This is a genomic window from Sphingobium cyanobacteriorum (assembly GCF_030580935.1).
GTDB lineage: Bacteria > Pseudomonadota > Alphaproteobacteria > Sphingomonadales > Sphingomonadaceae > Sphingobium > Sphingobium cyanobacteriorum.
In genome coordinates, this window is the sequence record NZ_JAUQOM010000006.1 from 182,229 (window position 1) to 208,044 (window position 25,816).

Consider the following 25,816-nt stretch of genomic DNA (forward strand, 5'->3'; position numbering starts at 1 on the left):
AAGCTTTCGCCTGTCGCGCGGCTGGGTTAGGGGAGGGGGATGATCGATCGCCGGATTTATTGCTGACATGGCCATCGTGCGAAGCCAGTGCGGTCAATGCAGCATCGGGTGCGGGATCAGGGCCATCACCGGCGATGAGCGCGCCCTGTCGATCGAGGGGGACAAGACACATCCCGCCAATGCCGGCCTGCTCTGTGCGAAGGCAGCGCGGTTGGAGCAATCGGCGTCGCTGGACGGACGGTTGCTGCATCCGCTGGTCGATGGTCGCCGCCAGCGCTGGGACCGGGCGATCGCGCAGGCGGCGCAACGCCTGGCGGCGGTGGTCGCGCGCCATGGTCCCGGATCGGTTGCGTTGCATGTGGGCGACGGCCTGCTGACAGAGGATCTCTATGTCGCCAACAAGCTGATGAAAGGCTTTCTGGGGTCCGCCCATATCCACGCGCCGGGGGCGGGGGCGGCTGCCGCGATCCAGAAGGCGGCCTTTGGCGAGGATATCATGCCGGCCGCCTATGAGGATATCGACCGGAGCGAGATCATCCTTCTGACCGATGCAGCTTTGGCGTCGAGCCATCCGGTATTGATGGAGCGGGTGCAGGCGGCACGGCAGGATCATGGCGCACACCTCATTGTGCTGGGCGCGGCGGGGGCGGACATTGCGGCGGACCTGCATGTGCCGGTCGCCCCCGGCAGCGCGGCCCGGCTGATTGCCGGGCTGCTGCTGCATTGCCATGACGGCGGCATTCTGGATGCCGCCCGTGTGGCGCGCAGCATCCATGTGCCGGATGGTTTCTGGGCGGGGTTGCGGCCCGGCCATGATCTCTGGTCGGTGGCGCGGGCATGCGCCCTGAGCGCTGCGGACGTACGCGCATTCTATGACCTGTGGACATCGCGCAAGAAAGCGGTGACGCTCTATCCCGACCGGGATGCCTGCCTTGCCGTGGCTGTCATCGACCTGCATCTTGCGACCGGGCGGATCGGGCAGCCGGGCGCTGCGCCTTTTGTCTTATGCGCCAGGGCCAACGCCATGGGCATGCGTGAGGTCGGCTGCGTCGCGACGCAGCTTGCAGCGCATCTGGACTTCACGCCCGATGCCGTGGCGAACACGGCCCGTTTCTGGGGCGCGCGGGCGATGGCGCGGCAGTCGGGGCGGTCCGGCGACGCGCTGCACGATGCGATGCGCGCCGGTGACATAAAGGCGCTGTGGAGCCTGGGGGATGCGCCGGACGACCGCGACTGGCTGATGCAGGCGCGCGCTGCCGTGCCGCTCTCGATCCGATCGACAGCGCGATCGGATGAGCAGCATGATGGCTGGAGCCTGCTGCTGCCCTCGCCCGTCTGGGCCGAGAGGGACGGCACGCTGACGGGCGCCGACCGGCTGGTCAGTCGCCAGCGCCGCCTGTTCGACCTGCCCGGTGAGGCCAGGCCGGACTGGTGGGCGATGACCAGGGTGGCCCAGGCGATGGGCTGGGGCGATGCCTTTCATTATGAGCGACCGGCCGACATCTACCGCGAACATGTGCGGCTGACCGCCTATCGCAATGATGGGGCGCGGCTGCTCAACCTGAAGCGGCATGCGCCGATTTCCAACCCGGCCTATACTGAATTGACGCCATGGCGCTGGGGCGAGGTGCCGTTCGATGACGGGCGTTTCCCAACCGATGATGGCCGGGCGCGCCTGCTGCCGATCATGGTTCAGGCCGAGGCGGCGACAATCCCCTGAAGATGCGCGAGCAGCGTGTTGCCATTGGCGGCCCAGGTGAAGCGTAATGCGGCTGCGCGCACAGCCTGCTGATCGGGCGGGTCATCGAGCGTGGCGCGGATGCCTTCGGCGATGGCTTCAGGCGTTCGGTCCACGATGCGGCCGGCTTCGGGCCGGTCGAGCAATTCGCGCGCGCCGCCGACATCGGTGATGACGATCGGCGTGCCGCAGGCGAGCGACTCGACCCAGGCATTGGCCAGCCCTTCCGATTCGGACGGCAGCGCCATGACATCGGCGGCGGCGAAGATGCGCGGCAATTTGTGATGGGGTACAGAGCCGAGGAAGCCGATCCGCCGTTCAACCCCCAGGTCCTGGGCCAGATTTTCCAGCGTCCGCCGATAGGCGCCCTGGCCCGCCAGCAACAGGGTCATGTCTGGCAGGGCGGGCAACGCCCGCACCAGCAAATCCTGCCCCTTGCGCGGGATGAGGGCGCCAACGCACAGCACCACCGGGCCGCTGAAGCCCAGCGCTGCCTTGGCCGCGGCGCGATCGGCGATTTCGAACGTGTCGAGATCGACGCCGGTGTAATGGACGCGGATCTTGTCGGCATCGATGCCCATGCGCGCCATCGACCGGCGCATCGCATCGGATACGGCGAGCAGGCCCGCTGCGCCCTCCGCCGCGTACCGGACCAGCTTGCGCGTGCTTTTCTGCGTTCCCCAATGGTGAATGTCGGCGCCGCGCGCCTTGACGGAATAGGGAATGCCCAGCGCCTTCGACAGGCGTTGCGCCACCGGGCCATCGGGAAAGAAGAAGCTGGCGTCGATCACGTCGAACGGCTTTTCCGCATGAAGCCGTTTGACCAGTGGCAGGATCGCGCGGGTCATGGTGCTGACATTGGTGCGCCCGCCGAACTTTGGAATGATCGGAAAGGTCGGGCGATAGACGGTGAGTTCGCGCCAGCGTTCCTTGGCCGGCAGCGCGCGCAGCGGCGCATAACGGCCGGCCAGCGAGAGCGGCCAGGGCGGCAGGCCGACCGGGGCGATGACCGTGACATTCACATCCGGCCGACTCGCCAGTTCGCGCGCCTGCCGTTCCACGAACACGCCGAAATTGGGGCGGCTGATGTCGGGGAAGAGGGTCGATAGCATGAGGACGTTGAGCGTCATGGCCTCTCTTTGCGCTGCGCAGCCTTTCGCGATGGTTAAGCACCGCGCGCCGCCTTGGCTAGAGCCGTCGGACGAGTTGCACCGCCACAGCGGCCCATGGCGGGTCGGTCAGCACCAATTGCCGTCCGCCAGCCCCCAGCGGCAGCAATTGCAGGCGGTCCCCTTCGCGCCCGATAAGGCGGCCGAAGAGAAAACGTCCGGCCGGTCGGGGAAAGAGGATGTCACGGTTGAGCGCGCTTGAAAATTCGTCCGGCGCGATGCGGCGGCACCAGATGGCGTCGCCGCTGCGATAGTCGCCGATGCTGGCGCTGACATGGACGCCGACCATGCCGTCGGACCCGACCGGCGCGGGGAAAGCGAGCGGTCGGGTGGGCGCGCGCGCGCCGTCCGGGCCGAGCAGGGCGGCGACCGGCAGATCGGCCTGGCCAGGCAGGGCTACCAGATCGGCGGTCGTCACGCCCAGGGCCAGCGCGATCCGGTTGAGCCATTTGACCGATACGGTGCGGGTGCCGGTTTCCAGTCGTCCGATCGTCTGGGCGGTGGTCGGCGGGTCGCACAGGGCCCCTACCTGTTCCAGCGTCAGGCCCTTCGCCTTGCGAACCTCGCGAATGCGGGTGATCATATGACCTCGCTTGATAACCTATTTGGTTTTCTCTTTCCTACAGTTTATCCCGCATGGCAAGGCTTTGCGTCCCGGCAACAGCAGCAGGAGATGCCCCCATGATCGCCCATCATGTCGAACAGATGATCGAGGGACCGGACGGTCGTTGCCATAATGTGCGGGTGCATGTCGGCGAATCACCACTGTCCTGGCTCCATGCGCGGGGGCATCTGAGCGCGCGCCATTATGCCGCCGGGGACATGTTGCGACGGGATTGGGAAAGGGCGGGACTGGCCGCGCGGGTGACGATGCGCTGGGACGCTGCCCCGCGGGAGGGCGGACGGCGCGGGCAGGGACGACCGGGCGATCCGACGCTGGCGCAGATGGCGGCGCGCGAGCGCTTCGATGGCGCGATCGCGGCGGCAGGGCCGGGGCTGGCGGACATATTGTGGCGCGTCGCCTGCGCCGGGGAAGGGCTGGTCGCGGCGGAAAAGGCGCTGGGCTGGCCGAGCCGGGCCGGCAAACTGGTGCTGACGCTGGCGCTCGACCGGGTGGCGGGCTGGTATCGCGTGCCGTGAGCGATCCTAAGCCATCATCCCCGCGCCCAGCAGCAGCAGCAATTTGACATCCATGGCATAGCCTTCCGCCCGCCAGGCGGCGATCCGGTCGGGCAGGGTGGCGATCGGCACGCGATGGACGATAATGTCCTCGCCCGCGACGCCGCCGCCCATGCCGGTCCGTTCCAGATCATGGGCGCGGAACAGGGTGAAACTTTCCGACACCATGCCCGGCGAGCTGAAGAACTGGCCGAGCGATTCGAGCCGGGCGGGGCGGTAGCCGGTTTCCTCCTCCAGCTCGCGCGCGGCGGCCAGGCTGGCCTCCTCGCCTTCCGTTTCGTCGCCGACAAGGCCGGCTGGCAGTTCGATGCAGCGGCGGCCCAGCGGCACGCGATACTGATCGACCAGCAGGACATGCGCATCGTCGATCGCCAGGATGACGGCGGCATGGATGCCCCGCGCGCGGCCGACATATTCCCATTTGCCGCGCTTCCTGGCAGTGATGAAACGGCCGGCCCACATCACTTCTTCCGGGGCGCTCCGGTCGGGGTCGGTCATAATTCGATCAGCCTGTCGGGCAGTTCATTGATGTCGTCGTCGGCGCGCGGGAAATGGGCTGCCAGTACCACGCCGACCTGCCGCACCGCTTCGGCCAGTCCTTCGCCCGCCCGGCCCGCGCGGATCGCGTCGATCAGCGCGGCCATCGCGTCGCCCCAGGCTTCGGGCGCGACCTTTTCATTGATCGCGCGGTCGGCGACGATTTCGGCGCGATGCTCGTCCAGCGAGAGATAGATGAGGACGCCGGTACGCCCGCGCGTGCGCGCTTCGGCAGCGGTGCGGAACAGCAGGATCGCGCGCCGCCGCACCCGCCGCGCCCTGGTGGCGCGCGGGGTCATCAGCATCCGCAGCGGCATGATCGCCAGCAGGTAGCGCACGACCAGGAATTTGAGGATGAGCAGGCCGAGCAGCCCGGTCAGCAGCTTCCAGTCGGCCAGTTCATGCTCCCAGTCGAGCAGCAGCATCGAGAGGAAGGCACGTAGCTGCGCGGGGAAGGCGGCCATCAGGGCCAGCGCGATGAACACCGCCGCCGCCGCCCAACTCAGGCCCACATCATGATAGCTGTCGGACCGCCGCGCGACGATGGTGACGATCTCGCCGGACGTATGCGCTTCGGCGTTCGCCACCGCGCTCGACACCAGATCATGATCCGATTGAGTGAGATGAAGCTGCATCACCAGTCCCCCGACGCGCCGCCGCCGCCGAAGCTGCCGCCGCCCGAAAAGCCGCCGCCGCTGTCGCCGCCGCCCCAGCTCGATCCGCCCCAGCCACCGCCCGATCCCCAGCCCGAACTGCCGGCGCCCGGTCCCCAGATGATGATCGGTGCGCTGCCGCTGCCACGCCGGTAACGCTTGCCACCCTTGGCGCGGGACAAGAGTGGCAGGATGACGAAGAAAACAATGAACAATATGATCCAGAAGGCGATGATGCCACCGCCGCCATCATCCTGACGGCGCACCTGTTCCTCCGCCTGCGCCGCGCGCTGCTTCGCCTGGTCGGGCGGCAGGGCAAGCAGGGTCGTGATTTCGTCCACGCCGGCATTGATGCCGCCCGGCATGTCGCCCGCCTTGAAGCGCGGCGCGATGGCGTTGCGGACGATCTGGGACGAAAGGGCGTCGGTCAGCACGCCCTCCAGGCCATAGCCGACCTCGATCCGCACCTTGCGCTCTTTCGGGGCAATGATCAGCACCGCGCCATTGCTGTCCTTGTTGCCGATGCCCCAGGCGCGGCCCAGCCGATAGCCGTAGTCGGCAATGTCATAGCCCTGAAGGTCGGGAATGGTCGCGACCACCAGCGATCGGCCACTGGCTTTTTTCTGCGCAATCAGCCTGGCACTGAGCGCCTGTTCCTGCGCCGGGTCGAGCAGGTTCGCCGCGTCGACCACGCCCTTGTCGTCGAAAGCGGGAAAGCTCTGCGCCCACGCCGCCGGCGCGAGCGCCAGCAGCGTGAGAATCAGGAGCAGGCGGCGGATCATCCGATCAGTTGCCGAAGTCGACCTTCGGCGCCTCCTCCGCGCCCGGCGTCGTCGCCTGGAACGGGGTCATGGGCTTGGCGCCATGGATCAGCTTCGCGCCGATCGCGTCGGGGAAGGTGCGGATGCGGGTATTATAGGCCTGCACCGCGCCATTATAGTCGCGGATGGCGACGGCGATCCGGTTTTCCGTGCCCTCCAGTTGCGACTGGAGTTGCAGGAAATTCTCGTTGGTCTTGAGGTCGGGATAAGCCTCGACCGACGCGAGCAGGCGGCCAAGGCCCTGGCTGAGCTGCGCCTGGGCGGCCTGGAACTGCGCGACCTTGGCGGGGTCGGACAGATCTTCGGCATTGACCTGGATCGACGTTGCCTTGGCACGGGCCTCTGTCACGGCGGTCAGGGTCGCCTGTTCCTGCTTGCCCGCCGCCTTCACCGTGGCGACCAGATTGCCGGTCAGGTTGGCGCGGCGCTGATATTGCGCCTGGACATCGGCCCATTTGGCCTTCGCCTCTTCCTCGGCGGTGGGCACGCTGTTGATGCCGCAGGCGGACAGGGCGAGCGCCCCGAACAGCGGCAACATGGTCTTGGAGAAGCGGCGCAGGAGCGTCATGGAACATCCTCGGCTTTTGTTTCGCTGCTGGAAATAGGCCGTTGCCCTGCCCGGCGCAACGGCCCATCCTGATATTATCGCAAATCATGCAAGGAGTTGCACATGGGGCTGATTTCCGAATTCAAGACATTCATCAATCGCGGCAATGTGATGGACCTGGCCGTCGGCGTCATCATCGGCGGCGCGTTCGCCACCATCACCAAGTCGCTGACCGACGACCTGATCATGCCGGTGGTCGGCTATATTTTCGGCGGGGCGGACTTTTCGGGCTATTTCATCCGGCTGGGCGAATTGCCCGCAGGCTTCAAGGGCAACCCGCAAAGCTATGCCGACCTGAAGGCAGCCGGTGTCGCCATGTTCGGCTGGGGCCAGTTCCTGACCGTGCTGGTCAATTTCATCATTCTGGCCTTCATCATCTTCCTGCTGGTCAAGGGGATGAACAGGCTGACCGCCAAGCCCGAACCCGCACCGGCCGAGGCGGCGCCGACGCCGGAGGATGTCCTGCTGCTCCGCGAAATCCGGGATTCGCTCAAGAAATAATCGTTTTTGCGACGAAACGAGCCGATCGCCGGAACCATCGCAAGCGCGGCCAGTTGATCGGCGTCAGGGTTTGGGAGGGCAAGGCCACCCCATACTCGTGCCAAACGACGTCAGCCCCAGGGGGCGCAACAGGAGAAAACGCCGTGAAAACTTTCGTCACAATCCTTGGCCTTGCCAGCATGGTCGCACTCGCCGCGTGCGATTCCAAGCAGGAGAACAAGGTTGAGAATGCGTACGAGAATCAGGCGGACGCACTCGACAATCAGGCCGACAATATGGAAGCGCTGGCCGACAATCTGAGCGGCAACGCCGAAAATGCGGCCGAGAACGCTGCCGATGCGATCGAGAACAAGGCCGAAGCCACCCGTGAAGCGGGCGAAAAGGCTGAGGAAGCCGTCGAAAAGAAGCAGTAAGGCCAGTTCCAGGTCATATTGCAAAGGGCGTCGCAAGCAATCTTGCGACGCCCTTTTTCGGTTCGGCGCGCCTTTAACGGCCCTTTAACCACGCCCCGCCATGGTGCCGATTGCGCGCATCGGTAGGGCCGGCAGGGAATGGACGAACTACTTCAGGAATTCATATCCGAGACGCAGGAGACGCTGGAGGCGCTCGCGGGCGAAGTGATCGCCTGGGAAGCCGATCCGGGCGACCGCGACCGGCTGGATGCGATCTTTCGCTTTTTTCACACGGTCAAGGGCAGTTGCGGCTTCCTCAACCTGCCGCGATTCGAACGATTGAGCCATGCCGCCGAAGATGTGCTGTCGGACATACGCGCCGGCAATCGTACGGCCGATCCCGCCACTGTCAGCGCGGTGCTGGGCATCATGGACCGGATCGGGGAACTGGCCGAAGCGGTGGCGGTTGGCGCGGCGTTGCCGAACGAGAATGACGATTTCCTGATCGGCGCATTGAGCGCGCTGCCCGACGAGGGCCAGCCGCAAGCCAGGGCGGCGACGGCGCCGGCCACCGCGCGACAGGGCGGCGCGCAATCCGGGCCGCGCACGATCCGCCTGCCACTCAGCCTGATCGATCAACTGATGAACGGCGTGTCGGACATGGTGCTGGCGCGCAACGAATTGTCGCGCAAGCTGCGCGAGCGGACCGCCGATCCCGAACTGGACAATGTGTTCGAACGACTGTCGACCTGTGTGGCCGACATGCGCGACGTGATTTCCAAGACCCGGATGCAGCGCGTCGATCGCCTGTTCGCGGCCATCCCGCGCATGGTGCGTGACCTGGGACGCGAACTGGGCAAGCGCATCGACCTGACGCTGGAAGGCGGGGATGTCGAAATGGATCGCGAGATGGTGGAGATGGTCGTCGACCCGCTCACCCACATCGTGCGCAACAGCATCGACCATGGAATCGAGGCGCCGATCAAGCGCCGCGCCGCCGGCAAGCCGGAAGCCGGCAGCCTGCGCGTGGAGGCGCGCCAGTCGGGCAACCAGATCGTCATTGCCATCACGGATGATGGCGCGGGCATCGACACCGCGCGGCTGGTCGAAAAATCGATCGCGGCCGGCCGGCTCAGCCCCGACGCCGCCGCCCGCCTGACCGAACAGGAAAAGCTCGACCTGATCTTCCAGCCCGGCCTTTCCACCGCGAATCAGGTGACGGCGATTTCCGGGCGCGGGGTCGGCATGGACGTGGTGCGCGCCAATGTGGAGCGGATCGGCGGGGTCATCGCGCTCGACAACAATCCGGGCAGGGGGCTGTGCATCACGCTGCGCGTACCGCTGACCCTGACCATCATTCCCGGCCTCATCATTCGCGCCGGGGGGCAGCATTTCGCGATTCCCCGCGCGGCAGTCGTCGAAATCCTCCACGACAATAATGAAACGCTCCAGATCAGTGACGTGGGGGGCGCCAAGATCGCGACCATCCGGTCGGTGCGTCATTCGATGATCGACCTGGAAGAGGTGCTGGGGATGGAAAAACCCGTCGAAGCCGGGCCGCGCGCCATTATGGTGGTGCGGTCGGCGACTGGCGTGCCCTATGCCATGGGCGTGTCGGCGGTCGACAATCATGAGGAACTGGTCATCCGTCCGGCATCGCCGCTGGTGATGGCGACCGGCGTTTATGCCGGCATGACCCTGCCCGACAATGGCAAGCCGATGCTGCTGCTCGACGCCGCCGGCCTCGCCAATGCGGCGCACCTGCCCAACATCATCGACGATCGGGCGGCGCGGCAGCAGGAGGCGGCGGCCGATGCGCAGACGGGCGTGGAGATGGTCGCGGCGCTGCGGTTCGAGGAATTGTCGGGGGAACGGCGCCTGCTCAAATTGTCGCTGATCGAACGGGTCGAGGATGTCGACGCGCGCCTGTTCGGCCGATCGGGGGGGCGCGCCTATGTACGGCTCGACGGCCGGCTGGTGCCCGTCGCCAACGGCCTGTCGCAATTCGATCGCGACAAGGTTTCGGCATTGCGCCTGCGCGATGACCGGCGCGAAGTCTGTTATCCGGTCGCCGCTGTACTGGACATTGTCGAAATGCCTGCCGTGCCGGACATGGTGGCGATGCAGGGCCTGCTGAGCGGCGTGGCGGTGATCGATGGCGAGCATCTGGAGGTCATCAATCCTTTTGCCCTGTTCGCGACCCTGCCCGAAGAGAGCATCGTGGAACAGGCGCGGGGCCGCTGTCTGCTGGCTGACGCCGATGATGGCTGGACACGCGAGATATTGGCGCCGCTCTTGCGCCAGGCCGGGCATGACGTGGTGCTGGGCCTGCCCGGCGACGCGATCGTCGATCCGGGCGACGTGGTGCTGTGCACCGGCGGCGATGCGGCGCAGGCGGCGGAAATCATGGGATGCCGCGTCGTGCACCTGCGTGCGTCGCCGCGTCCGGTGGGGCCGCAGGACGGCAGCATCTATCGTTATGATCAGGATGCGTTGATGGCGGCGATCGCCGGGCGCCGGGCATAAGGAGCGCGATGATGGATCAGCTTTACCTTCTCGCCACCCTGGCCGGCACGCGCATCGCGGTCGATGCCCGCGAGGTCGAGGCAGTGGTCCGCCTGACCGACATTTCGCCGGTGCCGGGCATGGGCGTGCATGTCGCCGGCCTGTCCGCATTGCGCAGTCGTGTATTGACGATCATCGATGTCGCCGCGCTGATTCGCGGCCAGGCGACCGCCGCCGAACGGCGCGGGCTGGCGATCATCGCCAATATCAGCGGTCACAGCTATGGCCTGATGGTCGATGGCGTGTCGGATATTTGTCGCGTGCCCGATGGCGAGCTGCCCCTGCGCGGTCAGCTCGATCCGGCCTGGGCCCCTTATGCCCGCGCCATTGTCGAGCATGAAGGCCATCCCTGGCTGCTCGTGTCGCTCGCCGCCTTCATCGAAGGCGGGGCGGTGGCGCAGGCCGCGTGAAAACTCTTCTCCGCCTGTTTACCAAATGCTTGGCTTTGCCGGTTAAACCCGTCGCAACGGGACGCAAAAACCTAAGGGACGCTTCATGAAGAATTGCCTGGTCGTCGACGATAGCAAGGTCATCCGCAAGGTGGCGCGCCACATACTGGAATCGCTCGACCTGACGGTCAGTGAAGCGGTGGACGGGCAGGACGCGCTGACCCAGTGCGAAGCCTCCGCGCCCGATGTCGTGTTGCTCGACTGGAACATGCCGGTCATGAGCGGCATGGAATTTCTCCAGGCGCTGTCGAGCGCCAAGATGACGGCCCGTCCCAAGATCATCTTCTGCACCACCGAAAATGGCATCAGCCATATCAAGGCGGCGGTCGAGGCCGGCGCGGACGAATATGTGATGAAGCCGTTCGACCGGGAGACACTGGAAAGCAAGCTGGCGATCGTCGGGGTGATCTAGCGGCCTGGATTGCCGCATCCCTGACGCATTTTCAGGTCCCTTCCTTCCTTGTATCCCGCAGAAAGTCCTCGTGATGAACGCCATGGTGCCGATCATGACCAGCCACAGGAGCGAAGTCCGCTCCCTCCGCACCATGATTGTCGACGATTCGGTCGTTGTGCGTACCGTGATAGAACGTATATTGAATGCTGACCCGGCCTTCACCGTCGTCCACAAGACCAACAGCGCGGAACATGCGCTGAGCTATCTGGCGGATCATGCCGTCGATCTGGTGTTGCTGGACATCGAACTGCCGGGGCAGAGCGGCCTTGCCGCATTGCCGCAGATCTTGCGCGCCAATCCGCTGGTCAAGGTCGCGATCCTGTCGGGCAAATGCGAGGAAGGCAGCGCCGCCGCGGTCGAGGCGCTGGCCCTTGGTGCCAGCGATATCCTGTCCAAGCCGGGCAGCGGCAGTTTTGGCGAACAATTTCCGCAGGCGTTGATTGGCCGGCTGCATCGCCTGTTCGGCGATCGTCCCGCCGCGCCGGCCTTGCCGCATGTGCCGGTGCAGGTGGCGGCCGAACCGGCGGCCGTGCCGCTCGCTTGCCTGGGCATCGGGGCGTCGACGGGCGGCATTCACGCGCTGGGGCAATTGTTTCAGGGTTTGTCCGCGCCGCTTGGCGTGCCGGTGCTGCTGACCCAGCATCTGCCTGCCAGCTTCACCGTCTATTTCGCGCAACAACTGGCGCGCATGACCAGCCTGAAGGTCCAGGTGGCCGAAACCGGCGATCTGCTGGTTCCCGATACGGTCTATGTCGCGCCGGGCAACGCCAATCTTCAGTTGCGTCGGGGGTTGCAGGGCCGGGTGATGATCATGCTCAATCCCGAACGCACGCCGGCCGGGAATCTGCCCGGTGTCGATCCGATGTTCGCCAGCATGGCGGACATTTACGGGGCCGGCGCGGCGGGCGTCGTGCTGACCGGCATGGGCCGCGACGGCACCATCGGTGCGCGGGATATCGTGGCGGCGGGCGGATGGATCGTGGCGCAGGATGAGGCGAGCAGTGTCGTATGGGGGATGCCGGGGTCGGTGGCGGGTGCGGGGCTGACCTGCGCGATCATGGAACCGCTGGGGATCATGCCCTTCGTCGCGCGTCGCGGCCGGGTGGCGGCGTGATGAGCGCCTCTTCGCCCGGCGGCGGGCTGCAAGGGGCCGCACGCATCCTGTCCGGGCTGCTTGAGGCGCGCACCGGCCAGGTGCTGTCCGAAGGGCGCGCATGGCGCATGGAAACCGCGTTGCGGCCGGTGATGCGGGCGCACGACCTGCGCGATATAGATGATCTGGCGGCACAGGTGCTGCGCAAGCGCAACTCGCCACTGGAGGCCGATGTCGTCAATGCGCTGCTCAACAATGAAAGCAGCTTTTTCCGCGACCTCCAGATTTTTGACATGATCCACCGGCAAATCCTGCCCCATATCCGCGCCGAAAAGAAGGATCGCACGCTGCGCATCTGGAGCGCGGGCTGTTCGACCGGGCAGGAAGCCTATTCACTGGCGATCCGCCTGCGCAATGATGCGGCGCGCTGGCAGGGCTGGCGGATCGAGATATTGGCGACCGATATTTCCACTGCCGCGATCGACCAGGCGCGATCCGGTGTCTTTTCGCAGATGGACGTGCAGCGGGGCCTGGGGGTCGGCGACCTCATCAAATGGTTTGCCCCCCATGGCGAGGAATGGTGCGCCAGCCCCGAACTGCGGCGGATGATCGATTTCCGTCACGACAATCTGTTCGACGCCCGCGCGCCGCAGGGCGACTATGACCTGATCCTGTGTCGCAACGTCCTGCTCTACTTCACCCCCGAACGGTGTCAGGCGGTGCTTGGATTGCTGTCCCGCCACAGCCACGCCCAGAGCGTGCTGCTGCTGGGCGCGGGGGAAACCGTGATCGGACAGGGTGAGGAATTCATGCCGCATCCCGAATTTCGCGGTAGCTATGTCCGCAAGGTCGGCCTGCCGGATGTCGCGGGTGGCCCGATGCGCCGGACGGGGTGACGGCACGCCATTACCCCGCTTGATTGCTGCGCCAGTCTCCGTCATTGTCACAGGACAGGTGGCCCGATGTGCCGGGCGAGCCGGAAGGGCGCGATGATCGAGCATCTGGAAGTGACAGGCCTTTCGCGATGACCGATATTCCGATGATCGAAACGCCATCGCCCAATTATGACGAGCGCAGCCTGCCCATCACCATGCTGGTGCTGCACTATACCGGGATGCCGGACGCGGCGAGCGCGATAAACTGGCTGGCCAACCCGCAATCCAAGGTGTCGGCCCATTATGTCGTGACGGAGGATGGCCAGATCATCCATATGGTCGATGAAGCCAAGCGCGCCTGGCACGCCGGCCGGTCGCACTGGCGCGGCATTGATGATGTGAATTCCGCCAGCATCGGCATAGAAATTGTCAATCCGGGGCATGAATGGGGGTATCGCCCCTTTCCCGAAACCCAGATGGGATCGCTGATCCCGCTGATCCACGACATCGTCCAGCGGCACAGGATCACGCGCGGCAATATCGTCGGCCATAGCGATGTGGCGCCGGCGCGCAAACAGGATCCGGGTGAACTGTTTCCCTGGGGGCAACTGGCCCGGTTGCGCCTGGCGTTGCCGCGCCCGACCAGGAATCTGATGGACCCGCACTGGACCGATGGCGGCTTCATGCTGGCGCTGGAACGCTTCGGCTATGACATTGCCGATCCGCAGGCAGCGGTGCTGGCCTTTCAGCGACGATTCCGGCCGGAACGGATCGACGGCGTGATCGATGGCGAATGTCGCGCGCTGTTGCTTGCCTTGCTGCTGCCCAAGCCCAGAGGGGATGACTAAAGGCCCGAATCAGTTTAAAGGCAAGTTTCGCCAGAGGGCCGGGCGGCCGCGGCGTGGCGGGTAACTGCCACGGCGAGGAAAGTCCGGGCTCCACGAAATGACGGTGCCGGTTAACGACCGGCTGGAGTGATCCAAGGGACAGTGCAACAGAAAGCAGGTCGCCCAGTCTTCAGGACTAAGCCTTCGGGCAGGCGAAATTGAAAGGGTGCGGTAAGAGCGCACCGCGTCTGCGGCAACGCAAGGCGGCACGGTAAACCCCACCGGGAGCAAGACCGAATAGGGACGGCGCGCAGCCGAGAGGCTGCTAGGCAGATTTCGGCCGAGATCGTCCGGGTTGGTTGCTTGAGGGCCGGAGTAATCCGGCTCCTAGAGGAATGGTCGCCTATCCCCATTTGGGGTGGACAGAACCCGGCTTACAGGCCCTCTGGCGAATTTTCCGACATGCTGCGGCGCGGCGGGGTGGCGTTTTGATGACGTAATCCCTACTCTGTCCCAATGGCAAGACAGAGCCGATCCAATGACTGGGGCTTTCCCCGATGGCGCGCCTATGGCGCAGCGCGTGAGGCGCAGCGCGTGCGGATGTGCGACCGTTTCGGCTGTGACAAGCCGGGTGACTGCCCCGCGCCCAAGTCGCCGAACAGCCCGGAACGCTGGTATTTCTGTGCCGATCACGCCGGGGAATATAATCGGAACTGGGACTATTTTCAGGGCCTGGACCAGGAAGAGCGGGAGCAGCGCGAGCGTAACGAGCGCCGCGACGCCAGCGGTTTCCAGTCCAGCGCCTATCATGGCTGGGGTGGACCGGGCGACGGGAGCCGGTCGCGCGACGAACTGCACGCCTTGCAAGCGCTGGAGCTGGAGGACGACGCCGATTTCGAGGCGGTGAAGAAAAGCTGGCGGCGGCTGGCCAAGGCCTATCATCCCGACGTGAAGCCGGGCGACGCGGATGCTGCGGTGCGGTTCCAGACGATCCAGGCCGCCTATGAAGTGCTGCGCATGGCCGAGGAGCGGAGGACCTGGAAACCGCGCGGAGCAGCCGATTGAAGGATCATGTCCGCGCCAACTGGCGCACTGTCGCGCTGATTTGCCGCAAATGTTCAAAGAAGCTGGGTGGCGGGTTCGGCCCGAAGGGCGACGAGCGGCTGGCCAGGGCGCTGCGCCGTCATCTGTCGTTGAAGACGGGGCGCAAGGCGGCGGCGGGCATAGTCGAGGTCAATTGCCTGGGCGTCTGCCCCAAGGGGGCTGTAACGGTGGTGGACGGGGCGGACAGCCGTGAATGGTTGCTGGTGCGTCCCGGAGCGGATCTCGATGCACTGGCGCAGGCATTGGGGATGGGCGCCAATCATCCTTAATTTTATCCTTACCAATCGCTCCTAAACCGATGCAATGATCTACCTTGCGTCCTGGCGGCGCGCCTTGCCGCTGACGGGGCAATGCGTGCTGATCCTTTTCGGTCTTGCTGCACTTTATGCGTTTCCGCCGGCATATGGCCGTATCCTGCTGGTGCCGGTCACGGCCCATGCCCGCGCCATGCTGGCGCGGGTCGCCGTGGCGCAGGGCGCGCGGCTGGTCGCTGCCGGACGCTGGCGCGGATCGCTGCTGGTCGAAGGTGACAGGGGGCGGCTTGCCCAGCCATTGCTGGAACGGGGCATCCTGCTCTTGTCCACCGATGCCGGCGGGTGCGAGGGAGGGAAGGGATGAACGCATTGAACAGCCTTGACCGTCTGCGGTTGCAAGGGTTGCGCATCCTGTTGTTCGCCAATTGGATCGGCACGATCACATTGGGCCTGGGAGGATTGCTGCTGGGCCTGGAGCATACGGGCCGTGCCATGCTGCTTTCGGTGCTGATCAACGCGCTGCCCACGATCCAGATCATGTGCCGCCGTCGCGATCTGGAAGTGCGGCTGGCGATTGGCACGCTGGCAATGGGGCAGCCCGCGATCGGCCTCTATCTTCTGTCCGGGCATCATTGGCAGATGGACGGCCACATGTTCTTCTTTGTCGCCATGGCCGGGCTGACGCTGCTTTATGACTGGCGGCCGATCCTGCTGGGGGCTGTGCTCATCGCCCTGCACCATCTGGTACTGAGCCAGGTGGCGCCGGACTGGGTGTTTCCCGATGGCGCGAATTTGGGGCGTGTATTCGTTCATGGGGCGGCGGTGGCCACCCAGGCGGCGGTGCTCTGTTATCTGACCGCCCGGTTGCGGACGATGCTGCTGGCGCTGGAGGATCATGTCGCGCGGTCGGGCGAACTTGCCCGTCAGGCTGAGGACGGCCGCCTGGCAGCCGAAGCGGCGATGGCGGCCAGTCGCGACGCGGATGCCCGCGCGGCGCAGGTGCGCGACCAGCAGGCCGCCGAGAAGGCACGGATGACGGCGGAGCGGCAGGCCGCGACGCTGGCCCTGGCACGGGATTTCCGCCGGTCGGTGGCAGAAATTGTCGATGCGGTCGGCGCATCGACACAGGAACTGGATCATTCGGCACGTCAGCTCAATCACCTGGCCCGGCGCGCGAGTGCGGGGACGGAGGAAACGGTTGCAATCGCCGAGCAATCATCAACCAATGCCGCGATTCTGGCGCAGCGGATCGAGCAACTGTCCCAATCGATCACGGCCATTGCGCTGGCCGCGCATCAGCAGGCAACATTGGGTGAAGAAGCGCAGCGTGTGTCGAGCACCGGCCATCAGGCAATGTGTGAACTGGAAGGGCGTACGACATCCATCACCAGCTTTGCCGATTCGATTACCCAGATTGCGGCGCGCACCAATTTGTTGGCGCTCAACGCCACGATTGAGGCCGCGCGCGCGGGCGATGTCGGGCGCGGCTTTGCCGTGGTGGCGGGCGAGGTCAAGCAACTGGCCGGCCAGGCTGCGAACGCGACCGGCGAAATCCAGACGCTTGCCTGGTCGGCGCGGCAGGGTGCGGGCGTTGCCCAGGCCGCCCTGTCGGATGTGGCGGGGGCGGTGCAGCAACTGGCCGAAACCGCCGGTGCGATCCAGCGCGCCGTCGCCGATCAGCGCGACGCCACCGCCGCCATCGGTCAATCCGCGCGCGATACCGCCAATGGCGCCGCCGTCATGACGCGGCAGATGGAGGATGTCGCCGATGTGGCGCGCGACAATGAAACCTTGTCCAGTCGGGTGTCGATCGCTGCGTCGGACCTTTCGCGGACCGCCCAGGATTTGCAGCGCGCCGCCGATCTGTTCGTCGCCCAATTGGAAGCCGCCTGACAGGCCGGGGCCGTCCTGTGCATCCTGTGGCGTAAGGGGGGGATCAGGGGCAGCGGACCGGGATGCCGCATCCCGTGCGTTGATGCGGAACGGGCCGGCGATCAGGCCGGCCCGTTGCGTTTGTCAGGCCGGCTGGTCGGCGCGGCTGGCGCCGGCGCCATCCAGGTTCAGCGCGGCGAAGTCCCAGTTGATCGCTTCCTTGAGGATGCGGTCGGCATAGCTGGGACGCAGGTTGCGATAGTCGATATAATAGGCATGTTCCCATACATCGACGATCAGCAGCGGGGCGTGGCCTTCATGCGCGACGGGGGTGTCGGCGTCATGATAGCTGGTCACTTCCAGCTTGCCATCCTTCAGGATCAGCGCGGCCCAGCCGCTGGCGAAATGGCCCACGGCTTCCGCCTTGAGCTTTTCGATCAGCGCGTCGACCGAACCGAACGCTTCCTCGATCTTGGCCAGCAGTTCGCCGGTCGGGGCGGTCTTGGTCGGCGACAGCGACTGCCAGTAGAATGTGTGGTTCCAGATCTGGCCGACCTGGTTGAACAGGCCACCCTTGGCCGACTTGATCAGTTCGACCAGCGACTTGCCCTGCAAGGCGGGATCGGCGGCGACCAGTTCATTGGCTTTCACGACATAGGCGTTGTGATGTTTGCCATGGTGGAAATCGAAGGTTTCTACGGACAGGATATCGCCAAATGCGTCCTTGGCATAGGGCAGGTCGGGAAGAACAAAGGCCATGGCGGAACTCCTCTGGTTCGTGATGGGAACCGCCGCACAACGGATGGGGGTGCGGTTGGTTCATTGGTCCTGATGGGGCGTGGACGCCTCCGGCCCATCCCATATGCGCGGGCGGGACATAAGAAAACAGCTATATGACTATTGCGAAACGATCGCAGAAACGGCCGCTTATCCCTGCGGCGGGGTGGTTTCGCCGACCTCGTCACTGTCCAGGCTGTCGCCCAGTGTCAGGCCATGGCGCATCAGCATCGGGATATTGGCGGCGGCAAAGACGACCGACACGATGGTCACGCCCCAGACCTTGACCGCCAGCCAGCTATCGAAGCTCATCGACCGGCGCATCACCTCGTTCGCGATCGCCATGGCGACGAAGAACAAGGCCCAGTTGCGCGAGAGCTTCAGCCAGCCGGTTTCGCTCAGGCCATCATAGGCCGCCTGCAACAGATATTTGAGCAGCGGCTTGCCCCGCAGCAGGCCGGCGAACAGCATCAGCGCGAAGAAGCTGTAGATGATCGTCGGCTTGATCTGGATGAAGCTCTGATCGTGGAAATAGATGGTGAGGCCGCCGAAAAACAGGATCAGCAGCGCCGACAGCCACAGCATCGGCGACACCCGGCCCAGCTTCACCTTCGAGATGATGACCGCGATCACGATCGCGCCCATGAAGGCGGCCGTGCCGACCGTCATGGCGGTGATCGGATTGGCCGCGCCCCAGAGCCAGCCCGCGCCCTTGTAGGTCAGGAAGAAAACCAGCAATGGCCCGAAATCCAGCGCCAGGCTGAGCGTGCCGCCATGGGCGGGTTTGGCATCAGCGGGCATAGGCCGTCCCCGCAATGGCGCGGGCCATGTCGCCCGGATCGAAGGGGCGCAGATCCTCGATCTTTTCCCCCACGCCGATGGCATGGATGGGCAGGCGATATTTTTCCGCCGCCGCGACCAGTACGCCGCCGCGCGCCGTGCCGTCGAGCTTGGTCATGACCAGCCCCGTCACCTGCGCCGTTTCCTTGAAAACTTCGATCTGGTTCAACGCATTTTGTCCCGTGGTGGCATCTAGCACCAGCACAACGTCATGCGGGGCGGCCGGGTTCAATCGGCCCAGCACGCGGCGCACCTTGGCCAGTTCGTCCATCAGTTCGGTCTTGTTCTGGAGCCGGCCGGCGGTGTCGACGATCAGCACGTCGATGCCGGTCGCCGTTGCCTGCTTCACGGCGTCGAACACGATCCCGGCGGCATCGCCGCCTTCCTTGCCCGCGACGATGGGGATGCCCAGCCGTTCGGCCCACACTTTGAGCTGGCCGATGGCGGCGGCGCGGAACGTGTCGCCGGCCGCCAGCATCACGCCATAGTCCTGTTCCAGGAAATTATGGGCCAGCTTGGCGATGGTGGTGGTCTTGCCCGAACCGTTGACGCCGATGACCAGGATGACCTGCGGCCGGGGGAATGCCTCTATCTCCAGCGGGCGGGCGACCGGAGCCAGCGTCTTTTCGATTTCCTCCGCGATGATCTCGCGCAGATATTCCTCGGTCAGTTCCTTGTTGAAACGCCCTTCGGCCAGGCGGTCGCGCACGCGCGCGGCCATGGCGGGGCCAAGGTCGGAGACGATCAGTGCCTCCTCGATCTCGTCCAGGGTCTGGTCGTCCAGCGCGGCCTTGGTGAACAGGCCGGTGAGATTGTCGCCGAGACGGTCGGAGGTGCGCTTCAATCCGCCGAAGAGGCGGTCGCGCCAGCTGGTGCCGGTATCAGTCATTATGCCGCCTCTTGCGCGATCAGCGTTCCATTCTCAAGCGCCGTGATGGGTGCCCGGACGATGGACGAGGGGGCTTGGGCCGTCATGAACCGCACCGGCGCGAAATTTTCGGCGTGGCCGCTCAACCCGCTGCGCTCGACCAGCACCGACTGGACCGTGCCGATCAGGCTGCGCAGCCAGGCGTCGCGGCGGGTGGCGCAGGCGTTGCGCAGCCGGGCGGCGCGGGCCTTGATCGTCGCGCGGTCGACCTGCGGCATCCGTGCGGCGGGGGTGCCGGCGCGGGGCGAATAGGGGAAGATATGGCCGTGGACGATGGCGCATTCGGCGATCAGGCCCAGGCTGTTGGCGAACATCGCGTCATCCTCGGTCGGGAAGCCGGCGATGATGTCCGCGCCGATGCTGATGTCGGGACGGGCGGCCTTCATGCGTTCGACGATGGCAATGGCGTCGGCGCGGCTGTGACGCCGCTTCATCCGCTTGAGGATCATGTCGTCGCCCGCCTGAAGCGAAAGATGCAGATGCGGCATCATCCGCGGTTCGTGGGCGATCAGGTCGAACAGGCGATCGTCGATTTCCACGCTGTCGATCGAGGACAGGCGCAGGCGCGGGAGATCGGGCACGCCCTTCAACATGCGCTCGATCAGCAGGCCGAGCGACGGGCTGCCCGGCAGGTCGGGACCATAGCTGGTCACGTCCACGCCGGTCAGTACGATTTCCTTGTAGCCCGCATCGACCAGTTGCCTGGCCTTGTCGACCACCGCGCCTGCGGGCACGGAGCGGCTGTTGCCCCGGCCATAGGGGATGATGCAGAAGGTGCAGCGATGATCGCAGCCATTCTGCACCTCCAGAAAGGCGCGGGCATGGTCGGCGAAGGCGGACGCCATGTGCGGCGCGGTGTCGCGCACGGCCATGATGTCGGACACGCGCACCTTTTCCGCCATGGGGGCGAAGGAGGCTGCCTCCATCTTTTCCCGGTTGCCGATCACGCCATCGACTTCCGCCATGGCGGCGAAGGTCTGCGGTTCGGTCTGGGCGGCGCAGCCGGTGACGAGGATACGCGCGTCGGGCCGTTCGCGCCGCGCGCGGCGGATCGCCTGGCGGGTCTGGCGCACGGCTTCGGCGGTCACGGCGCAGCTATTCACCACGATCAGGTCATCCTGCCCCTGCGCCATGTCACGGATCGCCTCGCTCTCCGCGATGTTGAGGCGGCAGCCCATGGTGATGATGTCGGGGCCGCTCATCAGAAGCGCGACCAGTCAGCCTCGCCATCGAACACATGCGTGGCCGGGCCGGTCATGCGGATCGTGCCGCCGGGCGCCCAATCGATGATCAGGTCGCCACCGGGCAGGCTGACGGTCACGGGGCCGGTCGCAGCCTTGCGCCGGATGGCGGCGACGGCGGCGGCGCAGGCGCCGGTGCCGCAGGCGCGGGTCAGCCCCGCGCCGCGTTCCCACACGACCAGACGGATATGATGGTCGCCCACGACCTGCGCGAAATTGACGTTCACGCGGGCCGGAAACAGCGGATCATGCTCGATCAGCGGGCCGAGATGGTCGAAGTTCACACCGTCCAGATCGTCCACGAAGAAGATGACATGCGGGTTGCCGACATTGACCGCAGCGGGCGCGGGGAGGTCTTCCCAGCTTGCGCCCATGGTCAGCGTGTCCATGGGGTAGGCGAGCGGGATCGCGTCCCAGTCGAAACGGGGCGCGCCCATATCGACGCTCGCGCCGCCATCGACGGCCTTCGCATCCAGTAGGCCCGCTTTGGTGCGGATCAGCACGTCGCGGCCGACGAACAGGGGCACGCAACGGGTGGCGTTGCCGCAGGCTTCCACTTCGCTGCCGTCGGCATTGAAAATCTGCATCGACACGTCTGCGTCAGGGGCGTTGCCGATCAGGATCAACTGGTCGCAGCCGATTCCGGCATGGCGATCGGCAATGGCGCGGGCGCGGCTTTCCGTCATGTCGACCGCATCCGTGCGCGCGTCGATCACGACGAAATCATTGCCCAGGCCATGCATTTTGGAGAAGCGTCCCATGGGCGGCTATGTAGTGGGATGCGTGTGGAAATGCCAGCGGCACGGAATGTAACGTCATGGTTGACAGTGCGCGCCATTGACCGACGCCGTTACATATGGGGATTGAGAGCATGGCGCATAAGGGACTGCGCCGCTTCTTCGAGACGGGAAAGGCCAAGGGGCTGGTTGGCGACATGGCAAGGATGCGCAAATGCTGGCCTTCATCGATGCGGTAACATCGCTGGAGGTGCTTTCCCAGACTCAAGCCGCTGGCGGCCTGAGTTTAGCGGGCGGCCGCCGTCGCCCGCTTCTGCCCATAGAGAAAATAGACCGCCAGCCCGATGGCATTCCACACCGCGCAGGCGAGGATCGTTTTCATCGGCAGGCTGACGAACAGGTAAACGCAGCCTGCGACCGCGCCGATGCCCACGAACCATGCCGCAGGCGTACGAAAGGGGCGTTTGAGGTCCGGCGCGCGCTTGCGCAGGACGAGCAGGCACAGGCCCACGGCGGTGAAGGCGATCAATGTTCCCGCATTGGCCAGCGCGGCGATCTCGTCGATCGGCAGGACGCCCGCGATGATCGCGACCAGCAGGGCTGTCATGGCGGTAATGCGGGCAGGGGTGCCGCGTTTCGAAATTTTCGCGAGGCTTTGCGGCAGGAAACCGTCGCGGGCCATCACCAGGAAGATGCGGCTCTGGCCATAGAGAAAGCCCAGCAGCACGGTCGGCAGGGCGATCACGGCGGCGATGGCGACGATCCGCGCGACGCTGCCCTGACCCATTTCGCGCAGGATCAGCGCCAGCGGCTCCGGGCTGTCGGAAAAGCGGGTAAAGGGCAGAGCGCCGATCGCGGCGGCGGCGACCAGCACATAGATGAGCGTGCAGACGACCAGCGACCCGACGATGCCGATGGCCAGGTCGCGGTCGGGATTCTTGGCTTCTTCCGCCGCTGTTGAAATGGCGTCGAAGCCGTAAAAGGCGAAAAAGATGATTGCGGCCGCCGCCATCACTCCGCGCTCGACCCCGTCAGGCCCCATGTGCTTGGCAAAGCCAAAGGGCATGAAGGGGTGCAGATTCTGGGCATCGAAGGCGGGCAGGGCGACCCAGACGAACAGGCTGAGGGTGGCAATCTTGATGAGCACCAACAGGCTGTTGAGCCGTGCGCTTTCATGCGTGCCCAGCATCAGCAGCCCGGCGACCACGGCGATGATGAAGATGGCGGGCAGGTTGACCAGGCCGCCCAGTTCCGGCCCCTGCGTCAGCAACGGCGGAAACCCGATCCCGGTCAGCAGCGGGGCGGCATAGCCCGACCAGCCGACCGCCACCGTCGATACCACCAGCGAATATTCCAGGATCAGGCTCCATCCCACGATCCAGGCGATCCCTTCGCCCAGGGCGACATAGCTGTAACTATAGGCGCTGCCCGCCGCGGGCATCATCGTCGACAGTTCGGCATAGGCGAGCGCGGCGCAGGCGCAGATCGCGCCTGCAATGGCGAAGGACAGCAGCACCGCCGGCCCGGCCCGGTCCGCACCGACGCCGATCAGGGTCAGGATGCCCGTCCCCACGATCGCGCCGACGCCCAGCGCCAGCAGATGGGGCCAGGACAGGGTGCGTGCCAGTTGATGGCCCGCATCCTTCGGCGTCATCGTCTCCATTGGCTTGCGCCGTGTCCAGCTCATCTCTTGGGCCTCCCCTTTGGTCTGTGGGCTTGTGCTGGCTCAAACAGGCAGCCGGTGCAAGCGGCCGGCGTGTCCGTGACGACTTCTTCCAATATCTGCGGCCCATGCTGTGCTATTGTTGCCTGTCGTGGGGGAGGCAGCGCAATGGCGACCAGAATCGAGGGCATGGCCGTGGGGGTGAGGGAGCATCGCCTGTTCACCGGCATGGCATTGTTGATTGCAATGACGGTCATCGGTGGCTTCGGATCCTTCGCGCTGCGCGGGATGGTGGATGTGGCGGCGGTGCCATGGTGGGTGCATGTCCATGGCGTAACGCTGATCGGCTGGACCCTGCTGTTCCTGGCGCAGACCCTGCTGGTCGCCGGCGGGCGCGTGCATGGGCATCGGCAACTGGGCTGGGCTGCGGTGGGCCTTGCCTGCTTCATGGTGCCATGGGGGGTGGCGACATCCATCCTTGCGGTCGAGATGGGGCGTGTTCCGCCCTTCTTCACGCCGGGCATATTCCTGTTGCTGGGGCCGCTGGACATGCTGACCTTCGCCCTGCTGGCGGGTGCGGGCGTCGCGCTGCGACGGCGCGGCGACTGGCACAAGCGTTTGATGCTGTGCGGCACCATTGCCCTGATCGAGCCTGCGTTCGGGCGATTGTTGCCGATGCCCCTGCTGGGGGCATGGGCAGGGGCGTGCGCGACCCTGATGCAGCTTTTCTACATTGGCATCGCGGCCTGTGCCGACAGGCGCGCGAACGGCGTGATGCATGGCGCCTATGGATGGGCGGCGGCGGCAATGGTGGTGCGGCTGGCTCTTGTCGAACTGCTGGGGCGCTCAGCCTGGGCAATGGGGACGGCGGCTGCATTGATGGCGGGATAGCAGCCCTTGCGCTATGAACGGCTTTGGCCTATGGGCCGGGGCGCATCCTGGGGCTTGCCCCTGGAACCCTGACGACTCCAGGACGCCCGGACGGGGCATCGAATGGACGCTGGCCGGCGAGTTTTCGCCCGCCGGCGATTTTGTCGTTTGATGGGTATGCACGGTTTTCGGGCCTTTTGGTCCAAATTGAGGTGATGATGTTCGATTCGCTGAGCGATCGTCTGGGTGGAGTATTCGACAAGCTGCGTGGGCGCGGTGCGCTCACGGAGGACGATGTCCGCGCCGCGATGCGCGAGGTGCGAATCGCGCTGCTGGAAGCCGACGTGGCTTTGCCCGTCGTCCGGCAGTTCGTCGACCAGGCGACGGAGCGCGCCGTCGGCAGTGACGTGCTGCGATCGGTCACGCCCGGCCAGATGGTCGTCAAGATCGTTTCCGACACGCTGACCGAAACGCTGGGGTCCGACATGTCGGACCTGATGATCGACGTGGCCCCGCCCGCCGTCATCATGATGGTCGGCTTGCAGGGATCGGGCAAGACCACCTCCACCGCCAAGATCGCCAAGCGCCTGAAGGAGCGGGAGCGCAAGAAGGTGCTGATGGCGTCGCTGGACGTTCAGCGCCCGGCCGCGCAGGAACAGTTGGCGGTGCTCGGCACGCAGGCCGATGTCGCGACCCTGCCGATCATCGCCGGGCAGCAGCCGGTCGAGATCGCGCGTCGCGCGTTGCAGGCGGCCAAGCTCCAGGGCTTCGACGTGGTGATGCTCGATACGGCCGGTCGCCTGCATGTCGACCAGGCGTTGATGGACGAGATGAAGGCGGTCGCCGATGTCGCCAACCCCGCCGAAATCCTGTTGGTGGTCGATTCGCTGACCGGGCAGGACGCGGTCAATGTCGCGACCAGCTTTTCGGCCCAGGTTCCGCTGACCGGCGTGGTGCTGACCCGGATGGATGGCGATGCGCGCGGTGGCGCGGCGCTTTCCATGCGGGCCGTCACCGGCCGGCCGATCAAGTTTGCCGGTACGGGCGAGAAGCTCGACGCGATCGAACCTTTCCATCCCGCCCGCGTCGCGCAGCGCATCCTGGGCATGGGCGACGTCGTCAGCCTGGTCGAGAAGGCGGCCGAGAGCATCGATGCCGAGGAAGCCGACAAGCTGGCCAAGAAGATGGCCAAGGGTCAGTTCGACATGAACGATCTGCGCGCGCAACTGAACCAGATGCGCCGCATGGGTGGCCTGGGCGCGCTCGCCGGGATGCTGCCGGGCCTGAAAAAGGCGCAGGCGGCGATGGCCAGCAGCGGCGCGAACGACAAGACGCTGGTGCATCTCGACGCGATGATCGGCTCCATGACGCCCAAGGAGCGGGAGAAGCCCGCCCTGATCAACGCCAAGCGCAAGATCCGCATCGCCAAGGGCGCGGGGCGGACCGTGCAGGACGTCAACCGCCTCCTGAAAATGCATCAGGAGATGGAAGGCGCGATGAAGAAGATCCGCAAGATGGGCGGCCTGAAAGGGTTGGCCAAGATGTTTGGCAGTGGCGGCCTGGACGGGATGTTGGGCGGTGGCGGCGCGCCGCCGCAGGGCATGCCTGGCCTGGGCGCGCCCAACCTGCCGCCAGGCTTTCAGAATTTCATGAAGAAATAAGCAATTTCA

28 protein-coding genes and 1 other RNA gene are annotated in these 25,816 nt (G+C 65.6%); 17 read left to right on the forward strand and 12 right to left on the reverse strand.

The genetic code is table 11. The features are described 5' to 3' along the window. Positions 1 to 67 precede the first annotated feature (67 nt). A complete protein-coding gene (locus Q4610_RS13355; RefSeq protein ID WP_304536449.1) occupies positions 68 to 1,720 on the forward strand; it encodes a molybdopterin-dependent oxidoreductase in 1,653 nt (550 codons plus the stop codon). On the opposite strand, the gene Q4610_RS13360 is transcribed toward Q4610_RS13355, so the two are convergent. Continuing rightward, positions 1,693 to 2,868, reverse strand: coding sequence for a glycosyltransferase (locus Q4610_RS13360; protein WP_304536450.1), 1,176 nt, complete (start codon positions 2,866 to 2,868; stop codon positions 1,693 to 1,695). The genes Q4610_RS13355 and Q4610_RS13360 overlap by 28 nt on opposite strands. Positions 2,869 to 2,926: 58 nt before the next feature. Then, a complete protein-coding gene (locus Q4610_RS13365; RefSeq protein WP_304536451.1) occupies positions 2,927 to 3,490 on the reverse strand; it encodes a helix-turn-helix domain-containing protein in 564 nt (187 codons plus the stop codon). Between the two features lie 98 nt (positions 3,491 to 3,588). Between Q4610_RS13365 and Q4610_RS13370 the strand changes: the two genes are divergently transcribed. Then, on the forward strand, positions 3,589 to 4,047 hold the full coding sequence (locus tag Q4610_RS13370) for a DUF6456 domain-containing protein (protein ID WP_304536452.1): 459 nt from the start codon (positions 3,589 to 3,591) through the stop codon (positions 4,045 to 4,047). A 6-nt stretch (positions 4,048 to 4,053) separates the two neighbouring features. On the opposite strand, the gene Q4610_RS13375 is transcribed toward Q4610_RS13370, so the two are convergent. The 4 genes from Q4610_RS13375 to Q4610_RS13390 are packed head-to-tail and all read right to left on the reverse strand — an operon-like array spanning position 4,054 to position 6,665. Then, positions 4,054 to 4,584: an NUDIX hydrolase gene (locus tag Q4610_RS13375; RefSeq protein WP_304536453.1), complete on the reverse strand. Its 531-nt coding sequence runs from the start codon at positions 4,582 to 4,584 to the stop codon at positions 4,054 to 4,056. Beyond that, positions 4,581 to 5,258, reverse strand: a complete 678-nt coding sequence (locus Q4610_RS13380; RefSeq protein WP_304536454.1) for a TPM domain-containing protein — start codon at positions 5,256 to 5,258, stop codon at positions 4,581 to 4,583. Before Q4610_RS13380 ends, Q4610_RS13375 begins: the two co-directional genes overlap by 4 nt. Then, a complete protein-coding gene (locus Q4610_RS13385; RefSeq protein ID WP_304536455.1) occupies positions 5,258 to 6,058 on the reverse strand; it encodes a TPM domain-containing protein in 801 nt (266 codons plus the stop codon). Before Q4610_RS13385 ends, Q4610_RS13380 begins: the two co-directional genes overlap by 1 nt. A 4-nt stretch (positions 6,059 to 6,062) precedes the next feature. After that, the gene (locus tag Q4610_RS13390) at positions 6,063 to 6,665 is read right to left on the reverse strand and encodes a LemA family protein (protein WP_304536456.1); all 603 of its coding nucleotides are present in this window, start codon (positions 6,663 to 6,665) and stop codon (positions 6,063 to 6,065) included. Positions 6,666 to 6,767: 102 nt separating this feature from the next. Between Q4610_RS13390 and mscL the strand changes: the two genes are divergently transcribed. The 13 genes from mscL (at position 6,768) to Q4610_RS13455 (ending at position 17,111) form a co-directional block, all read left to right on the forward strand. After that, on the forward strand, positions 6,768 to 7,205 hold the full coding sequence (gene mscL / locus Q4610_RS13395; protein WP_304536457.1) for a large conductance mechanosensitive channel protein MscL: 438 nt from the start codon (positions 6,768 to 6,770) through the stop codon (positions 7,203 to 7,205). Positions 7,206 to 7,348: 143 nt separating this feature from the next. Then, positions 7,349 to 7,618, forward strand: coding sequence for a hypothetical protein (locus tag Q4610_RS13400; protein WP_304536458.1), 270 nt, complete (start codon positions 7,349 to 7,351; stop codon positions 7,616 to 7,618). Positions 7,619 to 7,756: 138 nt separating this feature from the next. After that, positions 7,757 to 10,123 (forward strand): chemotaxis protein CheA, encoded by a 2,367-nt coding sequence (locus tag Q4610_RS13405; protein WP_304536459.1) that lies wholly within the window; start codon positions 7,757 to 7,759, stop codon positions 10,121 to 10,123. Positions 10,124 to 10,134: 11 nt separating this feature from the next. After that, the gene (locus Q4610_RS13410) at positions 10,135 to 10,572 is read left to right on the forward strand and encodes a chemotaxis protein CheW (RefSeq protein ID WP_304536518.1); all 438 of its coding nucleotides are present in this window, start codon (positions 10,135 to 10,137) and stop codon (positions 10,570 to 10,572) included. Between the two features lie 85 nt (positions 10,573 to 10,657). After that, positions 10,658 to 11,023: a response regulator gene (locus Q4610_RS13415; RefSeq protein WP_304536460.1), complete on the forward strand. Its 366-nt coding sequence runs from the start codon at positions 10,658 to 10,660 to the stop codon at positions 11,021 to 11,023. 73 nt (positions 11,024 to 11,096) lie between these two features. After that, positions 11,097 to 12,179 (forward strand): chemotaxis protein CheB, encoded by a 1,083-nt coding sequence (locus Q4610_RS13420; RefSeq protein WP_304536461.1) that lies wholly within the window; start codon positions 11,097 to 11,099, stop codon positions 12,177 to 12,179. Continuing rightward, positions 12,179 to 13,054, forward strand: a complete 876-nt coding sequence (locus Q4610_RS13425) for a CheR family methyltransferase (protein WP_304536462.1) — start codon at positions 12,179 to 12,181, stop codon at positions 13,052 to 13,054. The genes Q4610_RS13420 and Q4610_RS13425 overlap by 1 nt, the downstream gene beginning before the upstream one ends. Before the next feature lie 128 nt (positions 13,055 to 13,182). Then, on the forward strand, positions 13,183 to 13,881 hold the full coding sequence (locus Q4610_RS13430; RefSeq protein WP_304536463.1) for an N-acetylmuramoyl-L-alanine amidase: 699 nt from the start codon (positions 13,183 to 13,185) through the stop codon (positions 13,879 to 13,881). Positions 13,882 to 13,911: 30 nt separating this feature from the next. Beyond that, positions 13,912 to 14,313, forward strand: an RNA gene (gene rnpB, locus Q4610_RS13435) — RNase P RNA component class A. Between the two features lie 63 nt (positions 14,314 to 14,376). Then, positions 14,377 to 14,925 (forward strand): J domain-containing protein, encoded by a 549-nt coding sequence (locus Q4610_RS13440; RefSeq protein ID WP_304536464.1) that lies wholly within the window; start codon positions 14,377 to 14,379, stop codon positions 14,923 to 14,925. Further along, positions 14,898 to 15,233, forward strand: a complete 336-nt coding sequence (locus Q4610_RS13445; protein ID WP_304536519.1) for a (2Fe-2S) ferredoxin domain-containing protein — start codon at positions 14,898 to 14,900, stop codon at positions 15,231 to 15,233. The genes Q4610_RS13440 and Q4610_RS13445 overlap by 28 nt, the downstream gene beginning before the upstream one ends. A 34-nt stretch (positions 15,234 to 15,267) precedes the next feature. After that, positions 15,268 to 15,582, forward strand: a complete 315-nt coding sequence (locus Q4610_RS13450; protein ID WP_304536465.1) for a hypothetical protein — start codon at positions 15,268 to 15,270, stop codon at positions 15,580 to 15,582. Beyond that, positions 15,579 to 17,111 (forward strand): methyl-accepting chemotaxis protein, encoded by a 1,533-nt coding sequence (locus Q4610_RS13455; protein ID WP_304536466.1) that lies wholly within the window; start codon positions 15,579 to 15,581, stop codon positions 17,109 to 17,111. The genes Q4610_RS13450 and Q4610_RS13455 overlap by 4 nt, the downstream gene beginning before the upstream one ends. 123 nt (positions 17,112 to 17,234) lie before the next feature. Here Q4610_RS13455 and Q4610_RS13460 read toward each other — a convergent pair whose 3' ends face one another. The 6 genes from Q4610_RS13460 to Q4610_RS13485 form a co-directional block, all read right to left on the reverse strand. Beyond that, positions 17,235 to 17,849 (reverse strand): superoxide dismutase, encoded by a 615-nt coding sequence (locus Q4610_RS13460; protein ID WP_304536467.1) that lies wholly within the window; start codon positions 17,847 to 17,849, stop codon positions 17,235 to 17,237. 168 nt (positions 17,850 to 18,017) lie between these two features. Further along, entirely contained in the window at positions 18,018 to 18,668 is a 651-nt protein-coding gene (gene ispZ, locus Q4610_RS13465) for a septation protein IspZ (protein WP_304536468.1), read from the reverse strand. Next, on the reverse strand, positions 18,658 to 19,596 hold the full coding sequence (gene ftsY, locus Q4610_RS13470) for a signal recognition particle-docking protein FtsY (RefSeq protein WP_304536469.1): 939 nt from the start codon (positions 19,594 to 19,596) through the stop codon (positions 18,658 to 18,660). Before ftsY ends, ispZ begins: the two co-directional genes overlap by 11 nt. Continuing rightward, complete coding sequence (mtaB, locus tag Q4610_RS13475; protein WP_304536470.1) at positions 19,596 to 20,837, reverse strand: tRNA (N(6)-L-threonylcarbamoyladenosine(37)-C(2))-methylthiotransferase MtaB; 1,242 nt, start codon at positions 20,835 to 20,837, stop codon at positions 19,596 to 19,598. Before mtaB ends, ftsY begins: the two co-directional genes overlap by 1 nt. Beyond that, on the reverse strand, positions 20,837 to 21,637 hold the full coding sequence (gene dapF, locus Q4610_RS13480; RefSeq protein ID WP_304536471.1) for a diaminopimelate epimerase: 801 nt from the start codon (positions 21,635 to 21,637) through the stop codon (positions 20,837 to 20,839). The genes mtaB and dapF overlap by 1 nt, the downstream gene beginning before the upstream one ends. Positions 21,638 to 21,899: 262 nt before the next feature. After that, on the reverse strand, positions 21,900 to 23,300 hold the full coding sequence (locus tag Q4610_RS13485) for an amino acid permease (RefSeq protein ID WP_304536472.1): 1,401 nt from the start codon (positions 23,298 to 23,300) through the stop codon (positions 21,900 to 21,902). Positions 23,301 to 23,444: 144 nt separating this feature from the next. Here Q4610_RS13485 and Q4610_RS13490 point away from each other — a divergent pair, with 144 nt between their 5' ends. Then, a complete protein-coding gene (locus Q4610_RS13490; protein ID WP_304536473.1) occupies positions 23,445 to 24,167 on the forward strand; it encodes a hypothetical protein in 723 nt (240 codons plus the stop codon). Between the two features lie 194 nt (positions 24,168 to 24,361). Beyond that, positions 24,362 to 25,807 carry a signal recognition particle protein gene (gene ffh / locus Q4610_RS13495; RefSeq protein WP_304536474.1) on the forward strand — a complete coding sequence of 482 codons (1,446 nt, stop codon included), beginning with the start codon at positions 24,362 to 24,364 and terminating at the stop codon, positions 25,805 to 25,807. The last annotated feature ends 9 nt before the right edge of the window (positions 25,808 to 25,816 follow it).